General features: G+C 73.8%; 12 protein-coding genes. 5 read left to right on the top strand and 7 right to left on the bottom strand.

The annotated features are described in order from the left end of the window. Positions 1 to 5: 5 nt before the first annotated feature. Both KPL57_RS42375 and KPL57_RS42370 read right to left on the bottom strand, forming a co-directional pair. Positions 6 to 989 (bottom strand): DMT family transporter, encoded by a 984-nt coding sequence (locus KPL57_RS42375; protein ID WP_226356027.1) that lies wholly within the window; start codon positions 987 to 989, stop codon positions 6 to 8. A 54-nt stretch (positions 990 to 1,043) separates the two neighbouring features. Then, positions 1,044 to 1,181, bottom strand: coding sequence for a hypothetical protein (locus KPL57_RS42370; protein WP_226356026.1), 138 nt, complete (start codon positions 1,179 to 1,181; stop codon positions 1,044 to 1,046). A gap of 126 nt (positions 1,182 to 1,307) precedes the next feature. On the opposite strand from KPL57_RS42370, the gene KPL57_RS42365 reads away from it, so the two are divergent. Continuing rightward, positions 1,308 to 2,090, top strand: coding sequence for an HNH endonuclease family protein (locus KPL57_RS42365; RefSeq protein WP_226356025.1), 783 nt, complete (start codon positions 1,308 to 1,310; stop codon positions 2,088 to 2,090). Between the two features lie 69 nt (positions 2,091 to 2,159). Here KPL57_RS42365 and KPL57_RS42360 read toward each other — a convergent pair whose 3' ends face one another. From KPL57_RS42360 to KPL57_RS42345, 4 genes are all read right to left on the bottom strand, one after another. Next, complete coding sequence (locus KPL57_RS42360; protein ID WP_226356024.1) at positions 2,160 to 3,458, bottom strand: deoxyguanosinetriphosphate triphosphohydrolase; 1,299 nt, start codon at positions 3,456 to 3,458, stop codon at positions 2,160 to 2,162. Then, positions 3,455 to 4,072 (bottom strand): YdcF family protein, encoded by a 618-nt coding sequence (locus tag KPL57_RS42355; protein ID WP_062404469.1) that lies wholly within the window; start codon positions 4,070 to 4,072, stop codon positions 3,455 to 3,457. The genes KPL57_RS42360 and KPL57_RS42355 overlap by 4 nt, the downstream gene beginning before the upstream one ends. Before the next feature lie 89 nt (positions 4,073 to 4,161). Further along, a complete protein-coding gene (locus KPL57_RS42350) occupies positions 4,162 to 5,208 on the bottom strand; it encodes an XdhC family protein (protein ID WP_226356023.1) in 1,047 nt (348 codons plus the stop codon). Between the two features lie 80 nt (positions 5,209 to 5,288). Further along, positions 5,289 to 6,368, bottom strand: coding sequence for a C4-dicarboxylate ABC transporter (locus tag KPL57_RS42345; protein WP_226356022.1), 1,080 nt, complete (start codon positions 6,366 to 6,368; stop codon positions 5,289 to 5,291). Between the two features lie 154 nt (positions 6,369 to 6,522). Between KPL57_RS42345 and KPL57_RS67860 the strand changes: the two genes are divergently transcribed. The 4 genes from KPL57_RS67860 to KPL57_RS42330 all read left to right on the top strand — a co-directional run bounded on the left by KPL57_RS67860 (position 6,523) and on the right by KPL57_RS42330 (position 9,343). Continuing rightward, entirely contained in the window at positions 6,523 to 6,651 is a 129-nt protein-coding gene (locus tag KPL57_RS67860; protein ID WP_255625041.1) for a hypothetical protein, read from the top strand. Continuing rightward, positions 6,648 to 8,069, top strand: coding sequence for a hemolysin family protein (locus KPL57_RS42340; RefSeq protein ID WP_226356021.1), 1,422 nt, complete (start codon positions 6,648 to 6,650; stop codon positions 8,067 to 8,069). Before KPL57_RS67860 ends, KPL57_RS42340 begins: the two co-directional genes overlap by 4 nt. Continuing rightward, positions 8,066 to 9,055: a CNNM domain-containing protein gene (locus tag KPL57_RS42335; RefSeq protein WP_226356020.1), complete on the top strand. Its 990-nt coding sequence runs from the start codon at positions 8,066 to 8,068 to the stop codon at positions 9,053 to 9,055. Before KPL57_RS42340 ends, KPL57_RS42335 begins: the two co-directional genes overlap by 4 nt. Before the next feature lie 87 nt (positions 9,056 to 9,142). Continuing rightward, positions 9,143 to 9,343: a hypothetical protein gene (locus KPL57_RS42330; RefSeq protein WP_226356019.1), complete on the top strand. Its 201-nt coding sequence runs from the start codon at positions 9,143 to 9,145 to the stop codon at positions 9,341 to 9,343. Between the two features lie 64 nt (positions 9,344 to 9,407). Here KPL57_RS42330 and KPL57_RS42325 read toward each other — a convergent pair whose 3' ends face one another. After that, the gene (locus KPL57_RS42325; protein WP_226356018.1) at positions 9,408 to 10,814 is read right to left on the bottom strand and encodes a glycine--tRNA ligase; all 1,407 of its coding nucleotides are present in this window, start codon (positions 10,812 to 10,814) and stop codon (positions 9,408 to 9,410) included. Positions 10,815 to 10,969: the final 155 nt, after the last annotated feature.

The raw sequence follows: 10,969 nt of genomic DNA, 5'->3' as shown, positions 1-10,969 counted from the left end.
CCAGTCTAGGCGCCTCCGGCCCGGCGCCCCGGTCCGCCCGCTGCCGGTGCGACGGCGTGTCCAGCCGGCTGCTCGGACGGGGCGGCGACGGCCGCGTCGGCGACCACCCGGCGGCCGCGCAGGCCGGGCACCCGGCCCAGCCCGACGAACATGCCGACCAGGGCGATGCCCAGGCCCAGCACGGCCTGCACGGTGAGCGGCTCCCCGAGCACGGGCACGGCGACCAGCGCCGTCGTCGCCGGGACCAGGTTGAGCAGCGACGACACGAACACCGTGGACCGCAGCCGCAGCAGCACGAACATCAGCACGAAGGCGCCCGCCGAGTTCACGACCCCCAGGAAGGCCACGGCCGCCCAGCCCGACGGCGCGCGGGGCAGCCAGTCCGCGCCGAGGAACGGCCAGGCGGCCAGGGTCGCGACCAGCGAGGTCGCCATCTGGACCACGACGCTGGTCACCACGGGGGTGCTGTCGTTGAACCGCTTCTGGTAGAGCGTGCCGGCCGCCAGCGACAGCATGCCCAGCACCGGGAAGACGAGGTTGCCGCCGAGACCGGCACCGAGGTCGTCGGCCAGCACGACGTAGACGCCGGTGGCGCCGATCAGCAGGCCCAGCACCGGTCCGACGCCCAGGCGGGTGGCCAGCAGCAACGGGGTCAGCAGCCCGACCAGCAGCGGCGCCATCCCGAGGATGAGGCTCGACAGCCCGGCGGGGACGCCCGAGGCGAGCCCGCTGTAGACGAAGGTGAACTGCCCGACCTGCAGCAGCAGCGCCGTGACCGCGAGGTGCAGCCAGGCCCGGCCGCGCGGCAGGCCCGGCCGCAGCACCGCGACGGCGGCGAGCATCACGACCAGTGCGATCACGAACCGCCAGAGCAGGACCGCGGGGACGTCGGTGGACCCGGTCGCGATCTTGCCCGCGATGAAGCCGGACGCCCACAGCGGGACGAAGAGCACGGCCAGCACCGGGACGAGCCAACGCGAGGAGGTCACGCCGCCACTCCATCGCAGTGCTAACGACCGGGGCAAGCCGGGGTGGCGGGAGCCTCACCCCCGCCGGGAGAGGCCGTCCGGAGCGTGCCGGGCGAGCCACGGCGCCGCCGCGACCAGGGCGAGCAGCACCAACGCGACGGTGACCCCGAGTAGCCCGGCCGTGGTGACCAGGACCGATGCGAGCGTGACCATGTCGCCATCGTGCGCCCCGAACCTGTGAACGCACTCGGAGCTTCCTGGCAAGATTCTTCACACTGAGTGACGAACACGCGGCGTGTCCGCACGGCTCCGGCGTTCGCGTTCGCGAACATCTCCGCTGTGCGTGTTCGAGGTGTGCGGGTCGCCGGGCTGCTGGTGACGATGCTGGTGATGGCCGGGTGCGGATCCCCCGGGTCGTTCGTGGACGTGCTGGACGCGGCACTCGACACGGGCGTCGTCGACGTCGGTGTGGTCGCCCCGGTGACGCCCGGGACCGTGGAGGGTGCGGCCGCGGGCAGCGCGTCGACGACGCTGAAGACGCTGGCGGTGAAGGGCCGGGCACCGAAGACCGGCTACACCCGCGAGCAGTTCGGACGCCGCTGGGCCGACATCGACCGCGACGGCTGCGACCAGCGCAACCAGGTCCTCGCCCGGGACATGGACCGCGAGACGTTCAAGGCGGGCACCCACGACTGCGTCGTGCTCACCGGGTCGCTGCGCGACTCCTACACCGGCACCACCATCTCCTTCACCCGCGGTCAGGGCACCAGCGAGAAGGTGCAGATCGACCACGTCGTCGCGCTGTCCGACGCCTGGCAGAAGGGCGCCCAGCAGCTCGACGCGACCACCCGGGAGAAGATCGGGAACGACCCGCTGAACCTGATCGCCGTCGACGGCCCGACCAACGCCCGCAAGAGCGACGGCGACGCCGCGACCTGGCTCCCGCCGGACAACCGCTACCGCTGCGCCTACGTCGCGCGGCAGGTCGCGGTGAAGAAGAAGTACAAGCTGTGGGTGACCGGCGCCGAGCGCGACGCGATCGACCGGGTCCTCGGGACCTGCCCGACCCGCGCCGTGACCAGCGAGGCCGACGCGACGAAGCCCGCGATCACCCTGCGCTGACCTCTGCCGACCCGGCCCCGCCGTCCGACCGGACGGCGGGGCCGTCGGCGTCCCGGGGCCGGTGTGGTCTCAGGGCCGGCAGAGCGTGCGGTGCCAGGCGTGCGCCTGCGGGTCGGTCAGCGTCGCGACCTGGTCGATCACGACGCGCAGCCGCGCGCGGTCGTCGGGGGCGGCCGTCCAGTCCTCCGCGCGGGCCGGGTCCAGGGCGTCCGGCCCCCGGGCGCACAGCGCCGCGACGAGGTCGTGCAGCAGGTCGCGCTGGCGGGACTGCATCTCCAGCCGACGCGGGTCGCTCATCACATAGCGGGTGGCCAGCGCCTTGAGCACCACGACCTCCGCCGCCGCGACGACCGGGACCACCAGGTCGGCGCGGTGCCGGGCCAGCGGTGCGTCGCCGTAGGTGTCCAGGGTCGCGTCGGTGGCGGCCAGCGCGAACCGGCCCACCAGCTCGGAGGTCATCCGCTTCATCGCGACCAGGTCGTCGCCCGCGGCGGTGGCGGCGTCGAACCCGCGGACCGCGCGGACCACCGGCAGCGCGTCGAGCCGGGCGGCGGCCTCGGCGCAGGCGCCCTCGTCCTCGCCGAAGCGCAGCGACGCCTCCACCGCGAGCGCCGCGCGCTCGGCGGGTGAGGACAGCACCGCCAGGTCCATGCGGCCGGCGTGCACCGCGTCCTCGACGTCGTGCACCGAGTAGGCGACGTCGTCGGCCCAGTCCATGACCTGGGCCTCCATGCTCCGCACCCCCGGCCGGGCCCCGGCGCGCAGCCACTCCAGGGCGGGCAGGTCGTCGGTGTAGGCACCGAACTTGCGCTCCGCTCCGCGCCGCGCCCACGGGTACTTGGTGGCGGCGTCCAGCGTCGCCCGGGTCAGGTTGAGCCCGCCGGGGACGAGGCCGTCGCCGGAGCGGGCCTTCGGCTCCAGGCGGGTCAGGATGCGCAGGGTCTGGGCGTTGCCCTCGAACCCGCCGCACTCCGCACCCGCGACGTCGAGCGCCCGCTCGCCGTTGTGCCCGAACGGCGGGTGGCCGATGTCGTGGGCGAGCCCGGCGGCGTCGACGACGTCCGGGTCCAGCCCCAGCTCCTCGGCGACACCGCGGCCGATCTGGGCGACCTCCAGCGAGTGCGTCAGCCGGGTCCGCGGGATGCCGCTGACCTCGGCGCCCTCCCCCGGCCCGACCACCTGGGTCTTGCCCGCGAGCCGTCGCAGCGCCGCGCAGTGCAGCACCCGGGCCCGGTCCCGGGAGTAGGGGCTGCGCCGCTCGACGCGGCCGCGCTCCCCCAGCCCGGACCCCTTCGGGGCCTCGGGGTGGCGGCGCTCGGCGTCGGCGGCGGTGTATCCCGGATCGGCCGGGGCGTGCTGGACGGTCATCCCAGCCCGCTGCTCGCGGTGTCGACCGAGGCGTGGGTCAGCTCGTAGAACAACAGGGCACCGGTCTCGCGGTAGATGTAGCGCAGCTGCGTCTCGCGGGTCTGCACGATCGGGCCGCTGCGGGTCGGAGAGGTGTAGGCCTTCAGCCCGGCGTCGCGGGCCATGGTGCGGGCCCGCAGGCTGTGCCACGGGTCGGACACCAGCAGCGCCGAGGACCAGCCCTGCTGCCGCGCGGTCGCCGCGACCGCCTGCAGGCTGCCGAGCGTGTCCGCGCCCTCGGGCACGGCCTCGACCGCCGAGGACGGCACGCCCTGCTCGATCAGCCAGTCCCGGCTGGCCTCGGCCTCGGTGTAGCGGTCCCCCGTCCGCCCGCCGCCGACGGTGACGATCCGCGGGGCCACGCCGTCGCGCCACAGCTGCTCGGCGTGCTTGAGACGGTTGGCCAGCACCGCGCTGGGCTCGCCGTTGTACTGGGCGGCGCCGAGCACGACGACCGCGTCACTGGGGCGCTGGTCGTCCACCCGGGCGACCTGCCACACCCGCAGCGCGGTCACCCCGACCACCGCGACGAGCATGACCAGCCCACCGACGAGCAGCCGCGCGCCCCAGGTCATGCCGGTCCGCACCGGGCGGCGCACGGTGCGCCGGTCCGGACCGGGCTCCGGCGGTGCGCCGCCGAGCCCGCGCCGCGACGACGTGCCGGTCATCCGCCGATCCGACCGGCGGAGGAGGCGAGCGCCGACGCCGAGCGCCCGGCGCGCAGCGCGACGACCTGGGCGACGATCGACACCGCGGTCTCGGCCGGGGTGCGGGCGCCGAGGTCGAGACCGACCGGCCCGTGGACAGTGGCCAGGGCGTCCTCGGTGACCCCGGCGGCGAGCAGCCGCTCGCGGCGCGCGGCCTGGGTGCGCCGCGACCCGAGCGCCCCGAGGAACCCGCGGCCGTGGGCGAGGCCGTCGAGCAGGGCCGCGTCGAAGGCCGGGTCGTGGTCGAGCAGCACCAGCACGTCGGCCTCGGTGAAGGCGGCGACGGCGGCGCGCGCGTCGTCGACGGTGGTGACGGTGCGGGCGCTCCAGCCGAGCAGGCCCGCCTGGGCGTGCAGGGCGGCCCCGAGCGCACCCTCGCCGACGACCAGCACCGACGGGACCGGCACCAGCAGGTCGACCAGGACCGCGGTGCCGTCGACGTCGAGCCGCTCGGTGGCCGTGGCCCCCCGGCGCAGCAGCGCGCGGGTCTGCTCGGCCGCCGCGGCGGTGACCCCGCCGAGGTCGCCGGTGGACTCCTCCAGGCCGGGCCCGGTGAGGACGAGGGCCGCGCCGGTGTCCACGACCGACAGCAGCGCGGCGGGCCGACCGGCCTCCAGTGCCTCCCCCAGCGCAGCGGCGGGACCGGCGGGCAGCGGGTGGGCGAGCAGCGTCGCCCCGCCGGCGCAGGCGAGCCCGGCCGCGACCGCGGAGGACTCCCCGACGTGCGCCTCGCGCACCGTCGCCGTCCCGGACGCCGCCTCGGCGGCGAGCGGGTGCGCGGCGTCGTCGAGGGCACCGAGGTAGAGCAGGCCGCCGACCTCGCCGTCGGTGGTGCCCGCGACCAGCTGGCCGGACTCGACGGAGCCGAACCCGTGCCGGTCGAGCACCCGGACGACGCCGATCCCCGGGCCGCCGGTCACCGCCCAGCGGCGCAGGGCCGCGCCCAGGTCACGACGAGGGTCGGCCGGTGGCCGTGCCGCGGAGGAGGTCGCCGAGGTGCTCACGGTCGCCAGGGTAGCGACGGGGCCTGACGGTGAGCTGAGAACGGGCCACCGCGCGCCGCTCACGAGGACCGTGTCCGGGGTTAGGCCCGTACCGACCGTCGCGACGGAACGATCTCGTCGGCGACGTCGGACAGTGCCGACCGCACGGTGGCGGCCGCGACCACCACCCACACCAGGACCAGTACCGCGAACAGCACCACAGCCGCCCCGACGACCGGGGGCAGCGCCGTCCGCGCGGCGAGCGCGTTCGTGCCGGTCACCAGGGTGCCGAACGGGAAGGTCACCGCCCACCAGGAGGCGCTGAAGGGCATCCCCCGGCGCAGGGCGTGGCCGATCAGCACCGCCGACAGCACCGTCCAGCCAACCGCGAAGCCCCAGGCGGGCGCGCCGTAGAGCAGTCCCGCGCCGATCGCGACGCCGGCGAACGGCTCGGGCAGCAGCCCCTGCGCCTGTCCCGCGAGGAGGTTCGCCGCCGTCACCGACTGCCCGAAGGGCCCCAGCACGATGACGACGGTCGGGGTGTCGGCCAGGGCGAGCCCGGCCGTGCCGAGCCGGGCCAGCACCCGTGGCAGCAGGGCCAGCGCCGAGACCACGCCCAGCCCGAACAGGGCCACGCAGACCAGCAGCATCGTCGACGCCGCCGCCGGGCCCGGGATGTGTCCGATCAGCAGCGCGCCGTCGGCGGCGGCGACCATCGGCCCGACCACCGGCATGATCCAGGCGGGCGCCGGGTCGGTGGCCGATCCGGGCCTGCTGATCCAGCGGAACGGCACCCACACCGCGACGACCAGCACCACCACGGTGCCCGACGACCACAACGTCCAGCTCAGTGCGGCCGCGGCCGGCTCGCCGAGCAGGCCGGGACCGAGCTCGACCGCCCCCGCGCCGACGGTGAGCATCCCCAGGCCGGGTGCACCGAGGAACGGCAGGTCCGACGGGTCGGGACGGTCACCACGCCGTCGTCGCGCCGCCCCGGCCCGCACGACCAGCACGCCCAGCGCCACCAGCAACGCCGCCGCGAGCAGCCACAGCACGGTCCCCACGACGCGCAGGCCCGGCACCGGCACCGGGAACGAGGTGGTCGCGACCGCGACGATCCCGGTCCCCATCACCGCCCCGAACCAGGGCGGACCGGCCTGTTCCAGGCGAGACGTGATCACGGACGGGGATGACCCGCTCCGGCGTTGCACCAAACACCGGTACCGCCGTTCGGGCCATCACAGGGTGACCACCGCGACGGCTGCGTTCCGGAACCGTACGATTCCGGCACGCGTTGTACGCGTCGAACACCCATCAGATCGCGAGTCAGGAGTCATGGACCCCACCTGCAGTCCGCGCGCCGACCGTCCCCGTGACGGCCGGCGACCCCGCATCGTCCTCGTCCCCGCCCACGCCGTGCACATCCCGGCCGGGCCCGAGACCCGGGCGGTGACCTCCCGGTGATCGGCACGATCCTCGGCATCCTCCTGGGCATCCTGGTGGTCCTCGCGATCACCGCCCTGACCGGCTACTTCGTGGCCCAGGAGTTCGGCTACATGGCCGTCGACCGCTCCCGCCTCAAGGCCCGTGCGGCCGAGGGCGACACCGGAGCGTCCCGTGCCCTCGACATCACCCGTCGCACCTCGTTCATGCTGTCGGGCGCCCAGCTCGGCATCACCGTCACCGGTCTGCTGGTCGGTTACGTCGCCGAGCCGCTGATCGGTAACGGCATCGGTGAGCTGCTGGGCCTGGTCGACGTCCCGCTCGGCGTCGGTGTCGCGATCGGCACCGTGATCGCGCTGCTGTTCGCCACCGTCGTCCAGATGGTGTTCGGCGAGCTGTTCCCGAAGAACCTCGCCATCGCCCGGCCGGAGCCGGTCGCGCGGTGGCTGGCGCTGTCCACCAAGACCTACCTGGCGCTGTTCGGGTGGCTCATCCGGATCTTCGACGCGGCCTCCAACCTGCTGCTGCGTGCGCTGCGGATCGAGCCGGTGCACGACGTCGAGCACTCGGCCACCCCGCGCGACCTCGAGGCGATCATCGACGACTCGAAGGACTCGGGTGACCTCAACCCGGAGCTCGCGGTGCTGCTGGACCGCGCCGTCGACTTCGGCGACCGCACCGCGCGGGCCGCGATGATCCCGCGGCCGCGGGTGTCGTGGGTCCGCGCCGACGCGACCGTCGAGAGCCTGGTCGGGCAGATGGCCGTCCAGCACTCGCGGTACCCGGTGCTCGGGCCGCCCGCCGAGGCGGCGGACCCGGAGAACGCGCTGGAGCTGGTGGGCGTGGTCTGCCTGAAGGACGTGCTGGCCCTCGCCGACCGCGACGACCGGCCGTTCGACGAGGTGCTGGTGTCGGACCTGATGCGGGCCCCGGTGCTGGTGCCCTCGTCGCTGCCGCTGCCGCAGGTGCTGGCCCAGCTGCGCGCCGACGACGAGGAGCTGGCGTGCGTGCTCGACGAGTACGGCGGCCTGGCCGGCGTCATCACCGTCGAGGACGTCGCCGAGGAGCTCGTCGGTGAGATCACCGACGAGCACGACCAGGCCGGGACGGACCAGGCACTGCGGTCCGACGACGGCTGGGTCGTGCCGGGTGACCGGCACGTCGACGAGGTCGGCAGGCTGATCGACGCCGAGCTGCCCGAGGGCGACTACCAGACCGTCGGCGGTCTGGTGATGGCCGAGCTGCAGCGGCTGCCGGACGCCGGGGACGCGGTCGTCGTGACGATCGCGGCCGAGAGCCCGGACGACGAGGACCGCGCCCTGCGCCTGGTGGTGCAGGAGGTCGACCGGCGGGTCCCGTCGGCGGTCCGCCTGGAGTGGACCGAACCGGTGTCCGCCGGTTCCGAGCAGGACAGCGACGAGCGGGAGGTGCGGGCATGAGTGCCTTCGAGATCGTGGTGTCGATCCTGCTCGTCGCGGCGAGCGCGTTCTTCGTGGCCGTCGAGTTCGCGCTCGTCGCCGCCCGGAACTACCGCCTGGAGGAGGCCGCGCTGACCTCGGCGTCGGCGCGGGCGGCGCTGCGCAGCGCCAAGGACATCTCGCTGCTGCTGGCGGGGTCCCAGCTGGGCATCACGCTGTGCGTGCTGGGGCTCGGTGCGATCACCAAGCCGGCCGTGGACTACGCGCTGCGCCCGGTCATCGAGGGCTGGGGCGTCCCCGGCGGGGTCGCCGGGGTGGCGTCGTTCGTCGTCTCCCTGATCGTCGTGACGTTCCTGCACCTGGTCGTCGGGGAGATGGCGCCGAAGTCCTGGGCCATCTCGCACCCGGAGCGCTCGGCGATCATGCTGGCGATCCCGATGCGCGCCTTCATGGTGACGGCCCGGCCGGTGCTGCTCCTGCTGAACGGCGCCGCCAACCGCTGCCTGCGGCTGTGCGGGGTCGAGCCGGTCGACGAGATGGCGTCGGGCCGCAACGCCGACGACCTGCGTCAGCTGGTCGACCACTCGGCCAAGACCGGCACCCTGGACCAGGGGCGCCGCGACCAGCTGGTCACGGCGCTGGAGCTGGAGCGGACCCCGCTGGGCGAGCTCGCGCGCGAGCCCTCCGCGGTCGCCGCGGACGACGACGTCGCCGCCATCCAGGCGACCTGTCGCCGGACCGGCCACCTCCGGCTCGTCGTCCGCGACGGCGACACCCCGATCGGGTACGTGCACGTGCGCGACACCCTGACGCGGACCCCGGGGACCCGGGCCCGGGACCTGATGCGCCCGGTGCTCACCCTGTCGGCGGACACGCAGTACCACACTGCGGTGAACACGATGCGTGAGCAGCGTGCGCACCTGGCGCTGGTGGAGTCCGACGACCGCCCGGTCGGCATCGTCACCCTCTCCGACCTGGTGGAACGGCTCCTCCCCGAGCCGGTGTAGGAGCGACCCCGGACCGGGTACCCGAACTGCGCCCGGTCCGGGGCGGCCCTACTCTGGGTCGCCTCCCGATCACCCACGGAGGTTGTGATGACCGCTCCGACGCTGCGTCCCGCCGATCTCGACGACTCGGCGCTGGCCAGGCTCAAGCAGCTCGAGGACCGCATCGGCGGACCGCTCGTGGCCTACCGGCCCGAGTCGCCCTACGCCGCGCTGACCGCCGAGCAGCTGGAGGAGGTGCGCCGCACCGAGTCCGAGCTGGGCGTGCAGCTGCTGGCCTACCGGCACTGACCCACTCACGACGAACGCCCCCGCCCGGATCCCGGGCGGGGGCGTTCGTCGGTCCGGAGCCTGCTCAGCAGCCGAGCAGGCGCGTCGCCAGGTAGGTCTCGACCTGGTCGAGGGCGACCCGCTCCTGCGCCATCGAGTCGCGCTCGCGGATCGTCACCGCCTGGTCGGTGAGGGTGTCGAAGTCGACCGTGATGCAGAACGGGGTGCCGATCTCGTCCTGGCGGCGGTACCGGCGGCCGATGGCGCCGGCGTCGTCGAAGTCGACGTTCCAGTTCTTGCGGAGCTGCGCGGCCAGGTCCTTCGCCTTCGGCGACAGGTCGGCGTTGCGCGACAGCGGCAGCACTGCGGCCTTGACCGGGGCGAGCCTGCGGTCGAGCTTCAGCACGACGCGCTTGTCGACGCCGCCCTTCGCGTTCGGCGCCTCGTCCTCGGTGTAGGCCTCGATGAGGAAGGCCATCATCGACCGGCCGACACCGGCGGCGGGCTCGATCACGTACGGCTTGTACCGGGTGTCGGAGGCCTGGTCGTAGAACGACAGGTCGACGCCCGAGTGGTTCGAGTGCGTCGTCAGGTCGAAGTCGGTGCGGTTCGCGATGCCCTCGAGCTCGCCCCACTCCTGGCCGGTGAAGTTGAACCGGTACTCGATGTCGACGGTGCGCTTCGAGTAGTGTGAGAGCTTCTCCTTCGGGTGCTCGTACTGCCGCAGGTTCTCCGGGTCGATGCCCAGGTCGGTGTACCAGCGGGTGCGCTCGTCGATCCAGTACTGGTGGATCTCCTCGTCGCTGCCGGGCTCGACGAAGTACTCCATCTCCATCTGCTCGAACTCGCGGGTCCGGAAGATGAAGTTGCCCGGGGTGATCTCGTTGCGGAAGCTCTTGCCGATCTGGCCGATGCCGAACGGCGGCTTCTTCCGCGACGTGGTCTGCACGTTCAGGAAGTTCACGAAGATGCCCTGCGCGGTCTCCGGACGCAGGTAGGCCATGCCCTCCTCGGACTCCACCGGGCCGAGGAACGTCTTCAGCATCATGTTGAACTCGCGCGGCGCGGTGAACTGGCCGCGGGTGCCGCAGTTCGGGCAGGGCACCTCGGACAGGTCGTTCGGGTCGGCCTGCTCCGGATCGCGGCCCTTGCGCTCGGCGAACTCCTCGGCCAGCTGGTCGGCGCGGTAGCGCTTGTGGCACGAGGTGCACTCGACCAGCGGGTCGGTGAACGCGTTCACGTGACCGGAGGCGACCCACGTCTGGCGCGGGAGGATGACCGAGGAGTCCAGGCCGACGACGTCGTCGCGGCCGGTCACCATGGTCTTCCACCACTGGCGCTTGATGTTGTCCTTCAGCTCGACGCCGAGGGGCCCGTAGTCCCACGCCGACCGGGTACCGCCGTAGATCTCACCGGAGGCGAAGACGAATCCGCGCCGCTTGGTCAGCGCGACGATGGTCTCGATCTTGGCGGAGGTGGGCTTGCTGGCCACTGGCGGTACTCCAGAGAAGGTGGTTCGGAGGTCCCCCGGATACGGGGCGTCCCAGGTTACCGACCCGCCGTGCATCCCCACCCCCTGCCCCGCCCCCAGCCCCGCCGCGGTGGCTCCGACCGGCCGACCTCGCACAGGTTCCTGCGACCTCGCAC

It is taken from the genome of Pseudonocardia sp. ICBG601, assembly GCF_020496245.1.
Note: the sequence above shows the minus strand (reverse complement) of the source record. Positions and strands in the feature narration are given on the sequence as shown.